This is a genomic window from Paenibacillus shunpengii (assembly GCF_042684905.1).
Taxonomy (GTDB): Bacteria; Bacillota; Bacilli; order Paenibacillales; family Paenibacillaceae; genus Paenibacillus; species Paenibacillus shunpengii.
Genome location: NZ_JBHUMJ010000002.1, coordinates 1,626,500 through 1,645,819 on the forward strand (window position 1 = coordinate 1,626,500; position 19,320 = coordinate 1,645,819).

Genomic DNA, 19,320 nt, shown 5'->3' on the forward strand with positions numbered 1-19,320 from the left:
TAAATTGGGAAAAAATGAAGAGCCGGTTTGCTGGGTCATCATCTAATGACTCAGCAAACCGGCTCTTCTGCTGTGTTGCGATAAGGATAACGCAGTAATTTCTATACCTTCACATACAAGGATTCTAGTCCTCTGAGCAGCACATTATCCCGCCACACAGGAGATCTTCCACCCATTGTCATATGAGGAAAACGCCGAGTGAGCACCTCGAAAGCAATAGCTGCTTCCATTCTTGCAAGCGGGGCACCTAGGCAGAAATGAGGACCACTTGCGAAGGACAGATGCCTGTTCTTGCTTCGCGTAATATCAAATACATCCGGATCATGAAAATAATCCGCGTCCCGGTTGGCAGCTCCCAGATTAACGATAATCTCTGCCTTTTGCGGAATCAGCTTACCTCCATATTCCACATCGACAGAAGCCACCCGATTGGTGAATTGCACAGGAGACTCATATCTTAGCATCTCTTCAACGGCAGATGCAGTGAGCTCCGGGTTAGCAGCGAGCATTTCATAGGATTCAGGATGCTCCAGCAATGTCTTTGTTCCATTACCGATCAGGTTCACCGTCGTCTCATGACCGGCAACCAAGAGCAGGATACAATTATTGATAAGCTCTTCGTCACTGAGTTTGTGCTCTTCCTGCTGCACATGAATTAATTGGCTGATGATATCATCCTGAGGGGCTTTTCTCCGTGCTTGTACGAATTGTTTAAAATAATCTCTGATCTCGGCTGAGGAGCGATCTGCCTCTTCAAAAAAATTATCATCCATCAGCGACACATCAAGCAGCTTGGCAAGCGTGTTCGACCATTTTTTGAAAAACTCCCGGTCTTCCTCCGGTACACCCAGCATATCCGCAATAACAACGACAGGGAGCGGGAAGGCAAAGGTCTGCATAAAGTTAGAATCCGGGTTCAATTCCAATTGATCAGCCAAGGATTCTGCAATGGAATAAATCTTCGGCCTGCTCTGCTCGAGCGTCTTTGGAGTAAACGCATAGGCAACATGACTGCGAAGCCGGGTATGCTCAGGCGGATCTCGAAACAGCATCCAGTCCTTCACAAGGGATTGAATATTCTGATAGCGGGGAGGTGGTAATTCTTTTCGTTCCTGCTCTGTCAGGAGACGCTCTCGTTCACGTATCATGAGAGGACTCTTAAGGATGGACTGCACATGCTCATATTTGGAAACGATCCACATCCACCGATCCTCCAAATAGACGACCGGATGCTCGCTGCGCAAGCGTTGATAGAATGGATACGGATTGCTATGTAGTTCCGGCTGGAAACCGCTGAAGAAATGAGCAATTTCCTGGGCTGTAAGCTGCGATTCAAGATGATGCATGGTTAAGTGCCTCCATTTTCGTAGGATTAGGATCATAAGCCTTACCAATTCAAATCTTCATCGACTTTTCCTTGTTCTCTGGATTTTGCTTGCTGCGGAAGTACAGATACAGCACATAAAGGACGAGCAGAGTAACTAATGCAATCAGTATCAGCATGCCGTACTGGTTAATGAGCGCACCGATCTCAAGAATATGATCTCCAAGCGTTCTGCCTATCAAATAATAAACTAGAGTCCATAGAAAGGCAGATGGATAGGCGAAGGCTGCAAATCGGCGGTACGACATGGAGTTCATGCCCACGACGTACATCGTAACATGCCTCAATATGGGCAGACATAGACTGAGGCTGATAGCGAAGCCACCATATTTGACAACCCATTTTTCAGAAATTGCGAAGAAACGCTCAGTTTTCTCCGTTCTTCTTAAGCTTTTAAAGATACTGGTTTGTGTTAAGTACCGTCCGACGACATAACCCACAGTCATGGCCGAACAGATTCCCAGGGCTGTCGCCAAAAAAGCAGGCACCTCGATCAGAACTCCTGAAGCGCCAAGCATACCTGCTGTCATGACGACGACTTCGTTGGGAATCGGAAGACCAATCAAGCCAAGACATAATACGAGGAATAAGGCAAAGTATCCAATGCTTCCTATGAGGTCTAATAAAATTTCATAGCCCATTTGATATAAACATCCTATCTTGTTCCAAATTGTAAAACAAAGGGTATACTCATTATATTATACGGGCCTTGATGATCTCCATACCGCCTGAATTAAGAGATTCGGGCTGCTTCGTATAGGCAGCGAGGCTTCCCCGGAACAGCTCTTGCAGCATATCCGCATCTTCAAAATCCGATGGTTTAACAAAGTGAGGCGGCTTCCGAACAGGAGAAACACCCGCCTGGCTGAGCACATAGGATACGAATTGAGAGCAAAAATACGCATTCTCCCTATGGAGCTCAATCTGCAGCATCACTCCGATTAATCCTAATAGATGATATTTGTAAGTATGCTGCTTGTTCATCATTTCCTTCACCAGGTGGTGCATGGTTTCATATTGTTCAGCTGTAACTTTCAGTCTAAATACCGCGCACTCAGAGGAGTGAAAGAAGGGCGAGCGATAATCCTCGCGGACGAGTCCGGCATTGAATGGATTGGCTGCGTTCTTGCGGCCAAAGCTGTATACTTCGTTCAGTTCAGCATCAAAAGCAATCGACGCATGGTTCAGCGGTGCTTTCGTATAATATTTAATCATTTTAGAAAAATACGTACCTGAAGAAGTCAGAACGATATAAATGTAACTATTCGCTGACATGTAACTTTTCCCCTCCAACAAATCGATAAACCCATTCTAGCTTGTTAGCAAGCAGTTATAAACGTACTGGGGTATTGTTTTGCATCTTGACTATAGTCTATATGAATCCTAGTCTTAAGACTAGGATTATTACAATATTGTCTTATTAACATGAATTTCAAGAAGTATGTGAATATGGGGGCAGTATCCATATTGTGATGTGTGTGGAGTGTATCTCTATGTATACGGTCATGGAAGGGATCCTATGCGTTAGAAGAGGTGAAATTCAGACTAAGCGAATACTGGAAAATAGAGACAAAATCCTAATATAACAAAGAGGATAGCGCTCCCGGTTCTAGGGAGACTATCCTCTTTGTACTGAAGGGCTATACTGGACAGAGCTTACTGTTTACTCGCCTGATAGCTGGCAAGGAATTCTTTAACCTTAGCCGAATCAGCTACTAGCTCATTTCCAGTCTTCACAAGCGGACTTACCGTTGAAGACGCTTTGATTTTGTTTCCATTATAGAAGGCAAGAATCTCATCTTGATTAATGGAATAAAGTACGGCTTTTCTCAAATCTTCACTCTCTGCTACATCTCGTCCCTTTGTATTGAACAAGAGGTAGCTTACTCCGTTGCTTTCCATCGTTTGAAGCTTGAGCTTGCTGTCTTGTTCTACCAGATCATATTTCGTTTCTGGAACACCGTAATACATATGGATCTCACCACTGCGAAGAGCAGAGAGAGCACTGTCAGCGTCTTTAATGAACTTCACGATCACCGTTGAAATCTTAGGCTCATGCTCAGTTCCGGTCATATAGCCCGGGTTTTTGTAGAATACAGCTTCGTAGTCATTCTTGTAGGACAGAATGTAAGGACCACTCGCGTATAGTGTATTGTTGTACTTGTCGCCTTCGGTTACTGTGTTTTGATCACCATAAGGAATATCCTTGTTAACGTCGAAGCTTGCTACATCATAAGTGTTGATGCTCTTCACTTGCTTCTCGGACACGATTCCTGCGGATTGGTGAGCCAGATAGTTAAGAACCTGAGGGAAAGGCTCTGTAGTCGTCAGCTTCACAACTTGATACTTGCCTGCTTTGTTATCTGCTTGTGTTTTGTCAGCGACAAGCTCTGTAATTTGTCCGTCAAGGCCAGTCTCAAGTGCTTGCTTCACGCTGTCTCCGCTGCCTGCTTGCTGTACAGCGTCAAGTGCAGCCAGATCGGTCACGATCTCAACATCTTGAATGTGCTCATGCAGAGAGTAGGTGCGGTGATCCGGAACGGAGTTAGGATCCTTAGCACGATTCAGAGAGAATACAACATCCTCTGCTCCGACGCGCTCTCCCGAATCTGCAGCTTGCTTATCCGTAATTTTGGCAAAATGGATATCGTCACGCAGTACAAAATAGTATTCTGAATTTCCTTCAGCAATGACATTGTTTAAGGACAATGAGCCTTCTGAAGTAATTTGGTCATCGTCTGTCAGATTGACAAGACGAACATACATATTGGTATTCAATGCGTTGATTGAACCGTCATTCCCCTTAATTGGATCCAGTGAAGTCAGAGTGGAGATGGATTGTGTAAGGAGCAGCGGGTCTGTGTCACGCTTGCTGGTATCATTGAAGTCAATGGATTCCCATACCTGAGAACGGGACTTGGACAGTCGGACGGTATCTGCATTCAGAACGTCTTGGTTAATACCTTGGCTCTTCAGAGAGATGTAGAGCGGTGCGATATAAGCTTTGTCGAAGACCAGATAATCTTCAAGAGCTTTGTACGTCGCCTGATATTCATCAGGTGCTTGTGTACTTGCTTCATCAATTAATTTGTCGACTTCGGGATCTGCCATGATGCTGTAATCTCCGCCGCTCTTGAACAAAGAGCGGACAGCATAATCCGGATTCCCTGTGACCGTAGTCCAGCTGGAGAGGGCTACATCATAATTGCCTGCATCCTGCTGAGCTTTGAAGCTGCCGTAGTCTGGCTGCAGATTCAGCTTGACGTCAAATCCGTTCTTCACGAGCTGATCGCGAATAATATTGACATCGGATTCATTGGCACTGGTAGCAAGCAGCTCGATTTGAACTGCACCGGCTTCGGGCGTTTGTTCGTTAGCTGTAGGTTCATTTTGCTCCGCAACATCCGATTTCGTATTGACAGAGCATCCTGCTACAACCATAACGAGTGCAAGCAAGAGAGGCAGTAGACTTTTTTTCATGGGAAAATTCCTCCTTATAATGTATGAATGAACATGATGGCTTTAATCAAGCTTGGGATCAAGGGCGTCACGCAGTCCGTCTCCCAAGAAGTTGAACGACAAGACAAGCGCAACGATCGCTAGACCTGGGTAGATGGCGAGATAAGAGTGAGATTCAAGATAAGTACTGCCCACCTTCAGAATATTGCCCCATTCCGGAATGTGAGGCTCCACGCCTAATCCCAAGTAACTTAGACTACTTGTTGCAATAACAGCTCCGCCGATCGTAAGTGTCGACTTGACAATCATAGGCGCAAGCGAGTTTGGTACAATGTGCTTGAAAATGATAGACAGGTTGCTTGAGCCAAAGGCACGGGCAGCATCGACATACTCGAAATTCGATACCATGAGTACGTTAGCGCGCATCGTTCTTGCGTAGGTCGGTATCGAACCGACACTGAGTGCAATGATCAAGTTCGTTGTGTTTGCACCAAATGCAGCGATGATGGCGATGGCCAGCAATATACCGGGAATAGCGTACAGAACGTCCAGTAAACGCATAATCACATTGTCAGCACGTCGACCATAATAGCCTGCTAGTGCTCCAAGTATTCCGCCTATAATAACCGGAATTAAGGTAGACATGAAGCCTACGATGAGCGATATTCTTGCGCCGAATACGATACGGGAGAACAAGTCTCGTCCGAAATGATCGGTTCCCAAGGGATAGCTCAGACTTGGTGTCTGCAAGATAGCGCTGTAATTGTTCTCGATGGCCATATCATAGTCAAATGTGAAATAGCTGCATACCGATATGGCGAACATTAGGATGATAAAAAATAGACCCAGCATCGAAGTCGTATTTTGCGTAATTTTTCCCCACACGCGTTCCCACTTGCCGGAAGTTACCGTATAAGAGCTGCGTACTTTAATCAGCAGACTCACACCTAACAGTAAAGCAAACAGGTTGCCTGTAATGCTCGTGATGATCAGTGGAACTGCGATGTAAACCATCCATTTTGGTGCCTGATCATAGCTGACATATCTCGCTGTCAAGCCAAGGACGATGAGATCGAATAGAAGGACGACCGCAAGTACAAAAATGGCAGGAAGAAATGTGTCGGATACATAAGGCTTAAATAGATTCAACGCAGATAGTACAATGACAAACAGCTGAGTAAGAAGTAGGTATACGGCGAGTGTATACTCGGCGGACTTTTTCTTCTTAATCAAATGGAATGCGGAAGCGACGATAAAAATGTTGCCTGTCGCAACGGACAGCAGCTGCACATATCCCAGCGCTCTTGTAGAGCCGCGGATCTCGCCATGCTTCATCAGATCTTTCCTTATAAGAACAGTGATGATGATCTGCAGAATTGTAAACAGGCCATAGGCTGCAAAAGCAGTGAAGCCAATAGTCTGTATACTGCCGGTGCCCCAATCGAAACTGTTAAATAAAAAGATCAGCGTAAGAGCAAGAGAGACAACCCATGTAAATTGAGATTGTACATATTCGGTAGATAGTTTAAGCTGTCCGGAACGAGAAGCATGCTTTAATACCATGGACATAAGAAGCACCTGCTTTAATATTGTTTCATTCTGGATCTGATCCGAGGATCAAAGAACGCATACAAAATGTCGATAATGACATTAACGATGGAGATCGTGATTGCGGTGTATACGACTCCCCCTAGAATACCAGGGATATCAGGTATAAACTGCTTATCGACGATGTAGCTTCCGATACCGCTGATGTTAAACACTTTCTCCGTTACTGCAGCACCGCCGAGCATTCCGCCAAACTGAAGCCCAATGACCGTAATGATCGGGATAATGGCATTGCCCACGGCATGCTTCCAGAGTACGGCTCTTCTACTAAGTCCTTTTGCTTTGGCTGTAGTAATGTAATCCTCGTGAATGACTTCTAATGTAGAAGAACGGGTCATTCGAGCAACGGCGGCGGTAAGGCCGGTACCGAGCACAATGGTCGGCATGATGATCGAAGCTGCATTCTCAGGATTAAAGGTGGCGGGAAGCCAGCCCAGCTTAATTGAGAAGTTCATTATAAAGATGAGCCCTTGCCAGAAGTTCGGGATGGACAGACCGATCAGTGCGACGAACATAAAGGTGTAGTCAAAAAAGGAATTAGGCTTGGTTGCTGAAATTATGCCTACAGGAATCGCAATGATGATGGCCATAAGAAGTGATATCAGGGTCAAAGTAAGTGTAATCGGAAATTTACGTGCGATACTCGACGCTACATCTTCATTGCCGGTGTAGGAAGTACCGAGGTCAAACAACGCTATTCCCTTCAGATTGTTCCACAGCTGTGCGAAATAACTCTGATCCAGACCGTAAATGTGATTAAAATTCGCGATCTGCTCCTTCGTCGCCCCTTCGCCGAGAATGTTGGCAGCCGGATCGAAAGGAGATAGGTACAGGATTGAAAATACTGCAATGGTGACTCCTATGATGACGAAAAAGCTCATGATCAGTCTCTCAAAGATATACTTCACGTAGGGGTTGCTGTACAGAAGAATAAGTATGTACATCAATAGTCCTGGAAGTAATGAAATACCAAGGAACAAAGGCTGCTGCAGCCAGGACTGAAACCTCTGATGATAGCTTCGCTGATCCAGACCAAGGGCTCTTCCTCGTTCTTCAGCCTGGAGCAATACTGCGGACTGGAAAGATTCCTCTGTCCATTGTTCAGCCTCTGATTCAAGCTGTGCTGCTGATACCTTCTGATTGAAAAAAGCATGCTTGCGCTCCAGCTGGGTTATGTATTTTCGTTTCAATTCATCCCGGTCGCCTGAAGCGATCAGCTCTGTTCTAATTTGCTCCATGAGTGAAGAGGAAGATTGTTTGCCTCTCCGAGACCAATGAATGAAGAAAGTGACCAAATGAACAGGCAGTCCCAGGATGATCAGTGCCCAGGCATACAAGGGGCGATGCAGCATTTTGCCATAGGCTTCACTGATAATATCTGAAAAACGGAAATGCACAGGTGACTGGGAAGGTTCCGGTGATCTCGCAATTTCCATATCGTTTACCTCCTTTCTAAAGAAATTGCATTATTCCGATCAATATAGTATATTTTATTTGCGGTTTAGAACCTTGTCAATCACCATAGTGACAAAATTTACATAAGGTCAATTCATTTATCAATTTCATAACTCTTAAGATGTTAAGCGATTGACTTCATTCATTAACTTTATAAGCAGGTGACATCGTGGAGACTATTTTACAGGTGCATAATTTGCAAGTATCCTTCCGATCACAAGAGAAGGAATTTGATGCAGTTAAGGGGATCAGCTTTGATGTGAAGAGAGGGGAAACCCTGGGAATTGTCGGCGAATCCGGAAGCGGGAAGAGCGTAACCGCCCGTTCGATCATGAGACTGCTGCCATCACCTCCTTCCCGTATGAAGGACGGGGAAATTCTGTTCTTAGGACAGAATCTGGCTCACAAATCGGAGAAGGAGATGGAATCGATTCGTGGAAGAGACATCGGGATGATTTTTCAGGATCCGATGACCTCTCTTAATCCAACGATCCGGATTGGCAAGCAGATTGCAGAGAGTCTGATCAAGCATCGGAATATGACGAAGAAGGAAGCGAAGCAGGAAGCGATCGAAATGCTGAAGCTGGTCGGAATTCGGGACAGTGAGGCTAGGTATAATCAGTATCCGCATGAATTCTCTGGAGGGATGAGGCAGCGTGCGATGATTGCTATTGCCCTTGCATGCAGACCCTCATTACTGATTGCTGATGAACCGACGACGGCGCTCGATGTTACTATTCAGGCCCAGATTCTAAACGTAATGAAGCATATGCAGGAGAAATTCGGAACCTCTATTATCCTGATTACGCATGATTTAGGCGTTGTGGCAGGAATGTGTGATCGTGTTGTGGTGATGAAGGATGGAGAAATTGTAGAGAAGGGAACGACAACGGAGATATTCGAACAGGCTGAGCATCCCTATACTTTGAAGCTGCTGAATGCCTTGCCAAGACTGGATGAGAAGAAGAAGCCCAAGCCGGCACCTCTGATTATTACTCCCTTTGGCAATGAACCTCTACTGGAAGTGAACGGGCTTAAACAATATTTTGATCTTGGCAAAGGAAACGTAGTTAGAGCCGTTGACGATATCAGTTTTTACGTTAAACCAGGCGAGACGCTTGGGGTCGTTGGTGAATCAGGTTCAGGCAAATCGACGACAGGAAGAGCGATACTGAGGCTGCATGAGCCGACGGCAGGTGAAGTGCTGTATCAAGGCATGGCCATCAACCGATTAAAGCCCAAGGAAATGAAAATGATGCGCCGTCACATGCAAATGATATTCCAGGACCCCTATGCGTCTTTGAATCCAAGATTCAAAATTGTGGATATTATTGGTGAAGCTATGGACGTGCATGGTCTCAGCAGCAGCAAGGAAGCTCGTAAGAAGAGAGTGGAGGAGCTGCTGGATATGGTCGGCCTGGATTCGGCATTTGCAGACCGCTATCCGCATGAATTCTCCGGCGGCCAGAGACAAAGGATCGGAATTGCGCGTGCGCTCGCGGTTGAGCCGAAGTTTATCGTCTGTGATGAGCCATTATCTGCTCTGGACGTATCGATCCAATCCCAAGTGGTGAAGCTGCTCGAAGAGCTGCAGCATAAGCTGGGCCTTACTTATCTGTTTATTGCCCACGATCTTTCAATGGTTAAGCATATTAGTGATAGAGTTGCAGTTATGTACGCCGGGAAAATCGTAGAGCTTGCTGAGAGTGAGGAGCTGTATTCCAATCCCCAGCACGAATATACGAAGTCTCTGCTTGCCGCAATCCCTGTGCCGGATCCCAAGATTGAAGCGCAGAAGACAAGAAGGCTACTGGAAGAGCAGACAAGTGAGGATAAATACAATTTACGAAATTCACAGCTGGTTGAAGTGTCAAAAGGTCATTTTGTTGCTATACCTGCAGGTTAATAAAGAATTAAATAATTGGTTTACCGTAACGAAAAAACTGTCTTTCAAAATAAGACGGTTTTTTTATTTTTGTAAGTTAATTGATAAAGGATGTATGATACCCGTCACGAAACTACAAAATGCTGCATAATTCTCCGGGATGAGCTTGTTAAATTGATCTATATTTTACATAATGTACGATATTTTTTATTAATCAAATGATAGAATAAATTGCTAGATACCAAATATTTACTATTTAGGAGGAGAAGGATGAGAGAAGCTTCGGGATTGATCAGACGCAGCAGATGGTTTAAAGCGGTTGCCGCATTATCCCTCGCGGCTACAATTCACACAGGATGGGGAATTGGCGGACCTTCCGCTCATGCAGAAGGTCCTGCGGATCCGGCACCATTTATTAACGCAAAGATTGTTAATGAGAATGCCGGGAAGAAAATACTGTTTGATAATACGCATGCACAGACGGCAGGTGCGGCAGATTGGGTTATTGACGGTGGTTTTTCCGATTTTGGTAATGCTTTGGCAGCAGATGGCTTCTATGTTAAAGAGCTTCGTAAATCCACTCCGATCATACTCAGCGACTTGTCTGACTACGATGCCTTTGTCATCGCAGAACCGAATATTCCTTTCAAACAAAGTGAACAAGCAGCCATGGAACAATATGTAGAGCAGGGCGGAAGCATTTTTTTCATTGGTGACCATTATAACGCAGACCGCAACAAGAACCGCTGGGATGGCTCTGAATCCTTCAACGGATACCGGAGAGGCGCATGGACAGATCCGGCCAAGGGTATGAGTACCGAGGAGAAGAACTCGGCTGCTATGCAAGGAGTCGTCAGTTCGGACTGGCTGTCGGATAATTTTGGTGTCCGCTTCCGCTATAACGCACTTGGCGATGTGGATGCAAATGTCATTGTTGAACCAGAGCAGTCCTTCGATATTACAGAAGGCGTAGACTCTGTAGCGATGCATGCGGGCTCCACGCTTGCCATTACTGATCCGGAGAAGGCTAAGGGCATCGTGTACGTGCCTGAGACGAATGAGGCATGGGGCAATGCAGTAGATCAGGGAGTATACAATGGCGGTGGCGTTGAAGAAGGGCCATATGTGGCCGTATCTAAGGTAGGTCTTGGTAAAGCGGCCTTTATTGGGGATTCTTCACCAGTCGAGGATGCCACACCGAAGTATTTGAGGGAAGAAACAGGAAGCAAGAAGACAACGTATGACGGCTTCAAGGAGCAGGATGATGCCGTGCTGCTGGTGAATTTGATGAATTGGTTGACTGATCAAGAGAGTTATACGGATCTGACAGAGGTTTCCGGTCTTGAGCTCGATCAGCCGACAGAGCTGCTTGCTTTTGAAGAACCAGCTGCATCAACCGAGCCTCAAGCAGAGCCTTGGTCTCAACCGGCAGCAGGCTATAAGTGGTGGGATCCATCGACGTTCAAGCCAGGATCTTATGGAAGCACAACTCCAGCACCGTCGAACCCGGCTTACAGCTTTGTTCACCAAGACGAGCTCCCGAATGCAGAAACGTTCCAAATTCGGGTTGTGATCAACAATCTTGCTCCGAACAGTACGGTATCAGGATATAGTGCAGGAATTTATTTAGCAGGCGGAACACAGGTTGCGAAGGTGCAAAATGAGAATGGCACGTGGCCGAGCGCATACGGCTATAGTCAAGCCTTCAGTGTAACGGCGAATAGTCAAGGCACGGCTTACAAGGATCTGACTGTACAGATCAAACCGGGAACGACAGGTGCTGCGAACTTGAGACTTAGACTAAACGGCTCCAATCTCCTCACTTCCCCGGTGACGATTGCGAATGTATCTGCCGAACCGTTACCCGATGAAGAAGAGGAGTCTCCCCAGATAAGCTTAATTCCGATCAGTGAAGCACGTCTCCAGCCTGAAGGCACTGTTGTCAAAGTTGAGGGTGTAATTACAACTCAGCCCGGTGCATTTGGCGGTCAGGCGTTCTACATTCAGGATGAAACAGCAGGGATTTATGTTTACCAAACACAAAGCGGCTTCAATACAGGTGATAAGGTGCAGATTACTGCACCTTTAACACTGTATAATACTGAGCTTGAGCTGGCCGATGTTGTCTCAATTGAGAAGACAGGCACCGCTGATCTTCCACAATCCAAGGAAGTGACAGCTATCAATGATAGTAATCAAGGTCAGCTAGTTACATTAAACAATGTAACCATTCAGAGCATCATTACGGCTGCTCCGACGGGATCCTTTGAATTTGATGCCGTTTCAGATCAAACGAATCATATTCGGGTAGATACAAGAACAGGACTAAGCCTCGAAGAGTTCCCTTATCAGGAAGGCGACAAAGTTAGTATTACCGGAGTTTCTGCCATTTTTCGTGGGAATTATCAGTTGAAACCAAGGGGAATTGAGGATATTGTTGCAGCGGAGGAAACGGAAGAGCCTCAAGAGCCTGAAGAACCAGAGGTTCCAGAAGAACCGGTGCTTGCAGATTCTGTGCCTGGACACGCTGCACTTACGAGCAATCACGGATACACGGGGCTGAGAAATGGAACTTATGATATAACGATGAATATGTGGTGGGGAAACAATGCAACAGCGTACAAGCTGTATGAGAACGGTGTACTCATTGATCAGCAGAAGCTCAGTGACAAGTCTCCAGAGAGACAAACAGCAACGACCTCGATTACAGGTAAAAGCAATGGTACGTATGTTTATACTTACGAGCTGACGAATACTTATGGAACGACTACAGGCTCTGAGCTTGTTGTTACGGTTACCGATGCGAATCCAGGAAAAGCAGTGCTCTCAAACGACAACTGGGATCAAGATGGCAGCTACTCTGTATTCATGAACTTGTGGTGGGGAACAAATGCTCATACCTATCGTTTATATGAGAACGGACAACTTCTCGAGACTACAACACTTGTGCCCAGCTCTCCTAATGGTCAGCAGGCTGTGATTACAATTCAGGATCGCGCTGCTGGAACCTATGAGTATGCTGCGGAGCTGGTTAACGATGCCGGAGTTACACAAACAGACAAGATCGTTGTAACGGTAAAATAATAGGTTTACAATCCATAGATATTAGATTAATATTATTTTGTAATTGAATAGAACGTGAATTTGACCCACTTTTATTGTTTTCTGGATTCTAAAACAATAGAAGATGGGTTTTTTTATGGAGGTAAACAGCTTTGTTACAACTTATGAAGAACTCGTTTTATGTGTTTTTGGCAGCTTGCTCGTTTGGGATTTTGTCGAGCATCGTTAAGCTTGCCTACCAGCAGGGATTTACTTTCCAGGAAGTGACTCTAGGACAGTTTGGATCAGGCTGGATTATTATGCTGATTCTCATGCTTATGTTCTCCAGGAAAAAGGTGAAGCTGGTACAATTTATTCGTCTCGCCGGTGTAGGGGCATGCACTTGTTTGACGGGAGTGTTTTACTATTTGTCGTTGCAGAGTATTCCTGCGTCGATCGCCGTGGTGCTGCTGTTTCAATTTACTTGGATTGGCGTCGTCATAGAAGTCATCACTACACGCCAAAGACCCTCTAAAGCTACGCTTATATCCATTCTGTTATTGTTCTTGGGAACAATACTGGCTGGAGGCATAATTGGGGCGAGTTCAATAGAATTGAGTGTAAAGGGTATATTTCTAGGACTCATGGCTGCGGTTATGATGGCGCTGTTCATATTTTTCAGTGGCCGGGTCGAGACAGCAATGCCTACAATTTCAAGAAGCTTCTTTACCTCTACAGGGAGTTTGCTGCTTCTGTTACTGCTTCATGTCACCATGTATGGTCCAGCAGCTGTATTACAGGTTTCATTCGACAATGGTTTATGGATATATGGACTGATCCTTGGTATATTTGGCGTTGTCATACCGGTATTGCTGCTGGCTCTCGGTGCACCTAAGATTAGTATTGGACTTGCTTCCATTCTAAGTGCTGGGGAACTTCCTGTTGCCATACTTGCTTCTATATTGGTGCTTAATGAGAAGGTATCCATTCTGCAATGGGTCGGGATTGCCGTCATTCTGATTGGCATCGCCTATCCTCAGCTCGCTGGCCGGAAGCCGCAGGAGGGGATTGGAGGAAATCCTTCTGAAAGCTACTCCACATAAGGGGATTATATAATAAATGTCAAAAAAACCTTTGAGCGGTGTGATAGGTTCACACTGATCTCAAAGGTTTTTTTATGATCCGAAATTTTACTTTGTAATGCTCTCTACAATGCTATCAACGATTTGGGTATTGGCCACCGTACCGGTGTAGAGCCAGCTTGTGTCAGCACTGAATTCATATACATTGCCGTTCTTCACTGCAGGGATGTTCTTCCACAAAGGATCGTTTAATGCTTCACCGCCTGCCCCTTTATCACTGTTGATCAGGAAGAGGTGGTCTGCGTCAAGCTCGGCTAGCTTCTCTAGCGAGATTGGCAGCCAGTTGCCAGTGCCCGTTGCCGAAATTTCCTTCACAACCTCAGGAACAGCAAGTCCAAGATCATCGTACATTACTGTACCGCTGGAGAGTTCTTCACTTACCATATAGAACTGATCGGATACGAGCCAGATGGCAGCAGCGGATTCGCCGCCTGCAGCTTCATTAAGCGCAGCTTTGGCTTCAGCAGCCTTGGCGTCATAATCATCAAGCGCTTTCTGTGCATCTTCTTCCTTGCCAAGCACTTCCCCGATCTTGAGGAGCTCATCTCTCCAATCATTGTTCTGTTCTGAACCAATTACATACGTAGGAGCGATCTTCGAATATTGCTCATATTTATCTCCACTCGCCATATCAGCCGAATCGAGGATAATCAGATCAGGTTCAAAGCTTGCTACTTGTTCGAATGGAAGATCGTGTGGAATAGTTGGAACATCTTTCAGCGACCCTTGCAGGTAATCCTGAATACCGTTAGCTACAGACCACTGCGCTACTGGTGTTACACCGAGAGCAACCAGGTTGTCCTCTAGATAAGTCGCGAGTATGCGCTGTGGATTTGCTGGAATGGTAACCTCGTGCCCCATGGCGTCAGTTACAGTTCTCTCTGCAGGCTCTTCTGCCGATTCTTCAACCTCGCTCACAGGTGTTTCCGTCTCCGTCAGTGAGACATTGTTTGGAGTGGTGTTACTATCTGTACCCGATTCACTGCTGCCGCAGGCGGCAAGAAATGTGGACACGAGCAGTAAGCTCGCCAGAAGCGAGGCTATTTTCTTTTTGGATTTTGCCATGTTGGTTCCCCCTAATTTATATGTAAATCACTTAAAGAATGATAACAATTCTCATTATCATTTGCAATCTCTTTTTTTGATACAGAAAAAGACAGCTATTTATTTAGTAGAAAAAACACATAACTGAGAGCTGAAAATTGCAGCTTTTTTATTAAATTTCCGGTCGATGTCCATGTGCTTAAGCTTCTGTCTGAGGTAGGTCAAGGGTCGCAGTATGTGAAAGCCATATTTTAGTCTTTAGGTGATCGGTTCGAACTGGAGTTAGTGATGTCCCATTTAGACGTTCGCTGGACTATGCCAATGAAAAATAAATGCCAATACATCCCCGTTTTAATCCCAATAAGTATAGATGCCGGAAGGGTATTTCGGACATAAAATTAGTGCTAATGTCAGGTATGTGATGTCGAATACGACAAGAAACGCGTGATTTTTTGATGGAAAATACCGGATAAAATCCATGGTTAGCTGCATGACATAACCTTATAATGAGAATCGTTATCAACAAATTGATAATCATTCTCAATAATATAGAGGTGTTGTCGAAATGGCTTCAGCAAGCCTGTCAGGAAAAGTCGCTGTCGTGACAGGAGCAGCCCAAGGAATTGGAAAAGCGGTAGCAAAGGTGCTTGCTGCTGACGGAATTCAGGTTGCTCTAATTGATTATAATGCATCACAGCTTCACGATACCGTAAAGGAATTACAAAGAGAGGGCTATGCTGCAGCCGCATTTCCTGCGGATGTCCGGGAGAGCAGCTCTGTCGATCATGCAATGCAGCAAATCATCCGGGAAATGAACCATATCGATATAGCCGTCAATGTAGCCGGTGTCCTTGATATAGGACCGGTGGCTTTTATGGATGATGAGGATTGGCATCAGACATTTGCAGTTAACACACACGGGGTCTTCTATGTGAGCAGAGCAGCAGCGCGTCATATGATTCCACGGAAAACAGGCGTAATCATCACCGTCGGCTCCAACGCATATGCCATGCCACGTGTAAATATGTCAGCCTATGCTGCTTCCAAAGCAGCTGCAGCCCATTTTACGAAATGTCTTGGGCTGGAGCTGGCTCAGCATGGAATCCGGTGCAACATTGTGTCACCGGGTTCAACGGATACAGACATGCAGCGAGGCATGTGGACTGATGAACTAGGAGCTGAAGCGGTTATTGGCGGTTCTCTGGAGAATTACCGGGTCGGCATCCCGCTCGGCAGAATTGCCGAAGCAGAGGATATAGCAGACACGGTTGCTTTTTTAATCTCGGATAAAGCGAAGCACATTACGATGTGTGAGCTCAGAGTAGATGGCGGCGCTACACTTGGTGTGTAGTGTGAATATATGAACGATTTAGGAGGCGGGGGTTAATGAGAACGGGTGTTAAAGAAGGTAGCCCTTCACAGCGGCTGCTTGAACAATATACACCGGGAGAGAGCTTCTTTTTTGCAACACATAACCACACTTTGTTAACAGAAGGTTGTGCTCTCCGGGTTCTGACAAATGGGGAAGTGAGGGAATGGAAGGAGCTGGCCGAACAAGCGACGGAAATTTTGCATATTCAAGAGCAATCAACCGGGAAGCCCTGCATTCTTGTCGGTGCAGTGCCATTTGACTGTAACGATCCTGTCCAGCTCTATATACCAGGTTCATTTAAGCAGGCAGAAGGCCTGACATTCACGTCTGAAACACCGCAGCATGAACTGAATATATCAGATTACACAGCAACGCCGGTTCCAGAGCCTGAGGTATATCAAGAAGGGGTTGCTCGGCTGCTTGAACATATCCGACAAGGTCGTGTGAACAAGGCCGTGCTTGCACGTTCCCTTCATTTGGTCTCTGATCAGCCAGTAGATGCTCGTACCTTGCTTCACCAGCTCGCTGCTCAGAATACAAGCGGGTATACGTTTGCTGTACCCATTGAGACGAAGCGGACGTCCCCAGCTAACGACGAGCAACAGGCATTGCGCCTAGAATCAGGCACGACGCTATTAGGCGCTAGCCCTGAGCTGCTCGTCTCGAAGAAGGGACTTGAAGTGATATCCAGTCCGCTTGCGGGTTCTATACCACGCAGTGATGATCCGGAAGAGGATCGGAAGCGGGCTGCCGGATTAATGGAGTCGGTTAAAGATCTGCATGAGCATGCTTTTGTGACAAGAGCTGTTGCAGAAGCACTCAGACCCTACTGTAAACACCTTGAAGTTCCAGACAAACCGTCACTTGTTGCAACCGAAACCATGTGGCATTTGGCTACAACGATTCGAGGAGAGCTTCTAAGCCCGGATACATCCTCCTTGGAGCTGGCTTATGCTCTCCATCCGACTCCTGCCATATGCGGAACACCGACGGATGAAGCAAGAGAGCTCATTAAGGAGCTTGAAGGATTTGACCGGGGTTATTATTCCGGAACGGTGGGCTGGTGTAATGCAGCTGGAGACGGGGAATGGGCGGTCACGATCCGCTGCGCTGAGGTTGGAAAAAGATATATCAAATTGTATGCCGGTGCTGGAATTGTAGAGGGTTCGAGGCCTGAGGATGAGCTGCGGGAGACTTCAGCCAAGATGGGAACATTTCTTAAGGCAATCGGCTTTAAGAACGAAACCGAGACGATGGTGAACAAGGAGGGAGTTTAATGCTGGATGGCTTCACAGCTTGGCCGCAGGAGGCAGCGGATAAATATCGTCAAGCGGGTTACTGGCAGGGAATTACGTTTGGAGAAATGCTGAAACAGAGAGCAGCGAAATACGGAGATCATCTTGCCGTTGTCAGCGGTTCAAAAAGATGGAGCTATCGCGAGCTGGATCAGAAGGCTGATCGAGTGGCTGCGGGGCTCATGAAGCTGGGGATTAAGAAGGAAGACCGTGTTGTACTCCAGCTGCCTAATATAGCTGAATTCGCACTGGTGATCTTTGCGCTTTTTCGAATGGGTGCACTGCCTGTGTTTGCTCTCCCATCTCATCGAAAGAGCGAGATCAAATATTTGGCCGAGTACTCTGAGGCTGTTGCTTACATTATTCCTGATAAATACAGCGGTTTTAACTACTGCAGCCTTGCAGAGGAGGTTGTTACCGAGCTGCCTTCATTGCAGCATGTCATCGTGGTCGGTGACCCTGGCTCATTTTTATCCTTTGAAGAGCTCGATCAGGAACCGCTGCCGCTGCCAGATGTTCGTTCGGGAGATGTGGCTTTTCTGCAGCTGAGCGGAGGAAGCACAGGGCTGCCGAAGCTGATTCCACGGACGCATGATGAATATATTTACAGCCTTCACGGAAGCGCAGAAATATGCGACTTGAATGAATCCAGCGTATACATGGCTACACTTCCTGCTGCTCATAACTTTCCTCTGAGCTCTCCAGGAGTGCTGGGCACCTTGTATGCGGGAGGTCGAGTGGTCATGTCACCGGGACCGAGCCCAGATGAGGCATTTCGGCTGATTGAGCAGGAACAGGTAACCATTACGGCTCTCGTTCCGCCGTTAGCCCTTGTATGGCTCGAAGCAGCGAAGACGCGTAAGGAGGATCTGTCTTCCCTTGAAGTATTGCAGGTGGGAGGAGCGAATTTTACGACAGAAGCTGCCATCAAGGTGAATGCGGCATTTGACTGTACGCTGCAGCAGGTGTTTGGGATGGCGGAAGGCCTTGTCAATTACACGAGACTTGATGATCCGGAAGAGCTTATTTTGTATACACAAGGCAGACCGATCTCTCCTGATGACGAAATTCGGATCGTAGACGAAGACGATGTACCGGTCGCACCGGGAGAAATCGGGCATTTGCTGACCCGCGGACCTTATACGATACAGGGTTACTACAAGGCGGATGAGCATAACAAGAAGGCCTTCACGAAGGATGGTTTCTACCGGACAGGCGATTTGGTTCGTCTGACGAAGGAAGGATATCTCGTTGTCGAAGGAAGGGCCAAGGATCAGATCAATCGAGGCGGTGAAAAAGTAGCCGCAGAAGAGCTGGAGAACCACCTGCTGGCCCATGAAGGGGTATATGATGCGGCCGTTGTTTCCATGCCGGATGCTTTCTTGGGAGAGCGAACCTGTGCCTACATTATACCGAAGGATACCAAGCTGACCTTGCAGGACATACGCAGGTTTTTGCGTGATCGTGGAGTCGCAGATTACAAAATACCGGACCGCGTGGAGTGTGTCGAGTCTTTCCCGATGACTGCCGTGGGCAAAGTCAGTAAGAAGGCATTGAGAGAAAAAATTGCAGCAGAACTGAATCCATCTCATACATGACTAAGGTGAACTCGAAGCTATATAGTCAAAAAAATA

13 protein-coding genes are annotated in these 19,320 nt (G+C 46.4%); 6 read left to right on the plus strand and 7 right to left on the minus strand.

Annotation, left to right across the window (positions count from 1 at the left end):
* Nucleotides 1-101 precede the first annotated feature (101 nt).
* The 6 genes from ACFSVM_RS07710 to ACFSVM_RS07735 form a co-directional block, all read right to left on the minus strand.
* On the minus strand, nucleotides 102-1,346 hold the full coding sequence (locus tag ACFSVM_RS07710; RefSeq protein WP_379261227.1) for a cytochrome P450: 1,245 nt from the start codon (nucleotides 1,344-1,346) through the stop codon (nucleotides 102-104).
* Nucleotides 1,347-1,395: 49 nt separating this feature from the next.
* Nucleotides 1,396-2,025 (minus strand): DedA family protein, encoded by a 630-nt coding sequence (locus tag ACFSVM_RS07715; protein WP_090722701.1) that lies wholly within the window; start codon nucleotides 2,023-2,025, stop codon nucleotides 1,396-1,398.
* Between the two features lie 52 nt (nucleotides 2,026-2,077).
* On the minus strand, nucleotides 2,078-2,659 hold the full coding sequence (locus ACFSVM_RS07720; RefSeq protein WP_090722699.1) for a hypothetical protein: 582 nt from the start codon (nucleotides 2,657-2,659) through the stop codon (nucleotides 2,078-2,080).
* A gap of 381 nt (nucleotides 2,660-3,040) precedes the next feature.
* Nucleotides 3,041-4,864 carry an ABC transporter substrate-binding protein gene (locus ACFSVM_RS07725; RefSeq protein ID WP_090722687.1) on the minus strand — a complete coding sequence of 608 codons (1,824 nt, stop codon included), beginning with the start codon at nucleotides 4,862-4,864 and terminating at the stop codon, nucleotides 3,041-3,043.
* Between the two features lie 42 nt (nucleotides 4,865-4,906).
* Entirely contained in the window at nucleotides 4,907-6,406 is a 1,500-nt protein-coding gene (locus ACFSVM_RS07730) for an ABC transporter permease (RefSeq protein ID WP_379262924.1), read from the minus strand.
* A gap of 20 nt (nucleotides 6,407-6,426) precedes the next feature.
* A complete protein-coding gene (locus ACFSVM_RS07735; RefSeq protein ID WP_083655675.1) occupies nucleotides 6,427-7,887 on the minus strand; it encodes an ABC transporter permease in 1,461 nt (486 codons plus the stop codon).
* A 188-nt stretch (nucleotides 7,888-8,075) separates the two neighbouring features.
* Here ACFSVM_RS07735 and ACFSVM_RS07740 point away from each other — a divergent pair, with 188 nt between their 5' ends.
* From ACFSVM_RS07740 to ACFSVM_RS07750, 3 genes are all read left to right on the plus strand, one after another.
* Entirely contained in the window at nucleotides 8,076-9,812 is a 1,737-nt protein-coding gene (locus tag ACFSVM_RS07740; protein WP_379261230.1) for an ABC transporter ATP-binding protein, read from the plus strand.
* A 249-nt stretch (nucleotides 9,813-10,061) separates the two neighbouring features.
* A complete protein-coding gene (locus ACFSVM_RS07745; RefSeq protein ID WP_379261232.1) occupies nucleotides 10,062-12,875 on the plus strand; it encodes a DUF5689 domain-containing protein in 2,814 nt (937 codons plus the stop codon).
* A gap of 131 nt (nucleotides 12,876-13,006) precedes the next feature.
* Nucleotides 13,007-13,936, plus strand: a complete 930-nt coding sequence (locus ACFSVM_RS07750) for an EamA family transporter (RefSeq protein WP_379261234.1) — start codon at nucleotides 13,007-13,009, stop codon at nucleotides 13,934-13,936.
* An 87-nt stretch (nucleotides 13,937-14,023) separates the two neighbouring features.
* On the opposite strand, the gene ACFSVM_RS07755 is transcribed toward ACFSVM_RS07750, so the two are convergent.
* On the minus strand, nucleotides 14,024-15,040 hold the full coding sequence (locus ACFSVM_RS07755; protein ID WP_379261236.1) for an ABC transporter substrate-binding protein: 1,017 nt from the start codon (nucleotides 15,038-15,040) through the stop codon (nucleotides 14,024-14,026).
* A 544-nt stretch (nucleotides 15,041-15,584) separates the two neighbouring features.
* On the opposite strand from ACFSVM_RS07755, the gene ACFSVM_RS07760 reads away from it, so the two are divergent.
* From ACFSVM_RS07760 to ACFSVM_RS07770, 3 genes are read left to right on the plus strand one after another with little or no spacing between them, the layout of a single operon-like run.
* Nucleotides 15,585-16,370, plus strand: coding sequence for a 2,3-dihydro-2,3-dihydroxybenzoate dehydrogenase (locus ACFSVM_RS07760; protein WP_379261238.1), 786 nt, complete (start codon nucleotides 15,585-15,587; stop codon nucleotides 16,368-16,370).
* Nucleotides 16,371-16,405: 35 nt separating this feature from the next.
* A complete protein-coding gene (gene dhbC, locus ACFSVM_RS07765; protein ID WP_379261240.1) occupies nucleotides 16,406-17,668 on the plus strand; it encodes an isochorismate synthase DhbC in 1,263 nt (420 codons plus the stop codon).
* A complete protein-coding gene (locus tag ACFSVM_RS07770) occupies nucleotides 17,668-19,284 on the plus strand; it encodes a (2,3-dihydroxybenzoyl)adenylate synthase (RefSeq protein ID WP_379261242.1) in 1,617 nt (538 codons plus the stop codon). Before dhbC ends, ACFSVM_RS07770 begins: the two co-directional genes overlap by 1 nt.
* Nucleotides 19,285-19,320 lie beyond the last annotated feature (36 nt).

What these genes read in the sequence shown, in the direction of transcription:
- ACFSVM_RS07710 (WP_379261227.1), bottom strand. Translation starts at nt 1,346, where the DNA reads ATGCATCATCTTGAATCGCAGCTTACAGCCCAGGAAATTGCTCATTTC.
- ACFSVM_RS07770 (WP_379261242.1), top strand. Translation starts at nt 17,668, where the DNA reads ATGCTGGATGGCTTCACAGCTTGGCCGCAGGAGGCAGCGGATAAATAT.
- ACFSVM_RS07720 (WP_090722699.1), bottom strand. Translation starts at nt 2,659, where the DNA reads ATGTCAGCGAATAGTTACATTTATATCGTTCTGACTTCTTCAGGTACG.
- ACFSVM_RS07735 (WP_083655675.1), bottom strand. Translation starts at nt 7,887, where the DNA reads ATGGAAATTGCGAGATCACCGGAACCTTCCCAGTCACCTGTGCATTTC.
- ACFSVM_RS07755 (WP_379261236.1), bottom strand. Translation starts at nt 15,040, where the DNA reads ATGGCAAAATCCAAAAAGAAAATAGCCTCGCTTCTGGCGAGCTTACTG.
- dhbC (WP_379261240.1), top strand. Translation starts at nt 16,406, where the DNA reads ATGAGAACGGGTGTTAAAGAAGGTAGCCCTTCACAGCGGCTGCTTGAA.
- ACFSVM_RS07715 (WP_090722701.1), bottom strand. Translation starts at nt 2,025, where the DNA reads ATGGGCTATGAAATTTTATTAGACCTCATAGGAAGCATTGGATACTTT.
- ACFSVM_RS07760 (WP_379261238.1), top strand. Translation starts at nt 15,585, where the DNA reads ATGGCTTCAGCAAGCCTGTCAGGAAAAGTCGCTGTCGTGACAGGAGCA.
- ACFSVM_RS07725 (WP_090722687.1), bottom strand. Translation starts at nt 4,864, where the DNA reads ATGAAAAAAAGTCTACTGCCTCTCTTGCTTGCACTCGTTATGGTTGTA.
- ACFSVM_RS07745 (WP_379261232.1), top strand. Translation starts at nt 10,062, where the DNA reads ATGAGAGAAGCTTCGGGATTGATCAGACGCAGCAGATGGTTTAAAGCG.
- ACFSVM_RS07730 (WP_379262924.1), bottom strand. Translation starts at nt 6,406, where the DNA reads ATGGTATTAAAGCATGCTTCTCGTTCCGGACAGCTTAAACTATCTACC.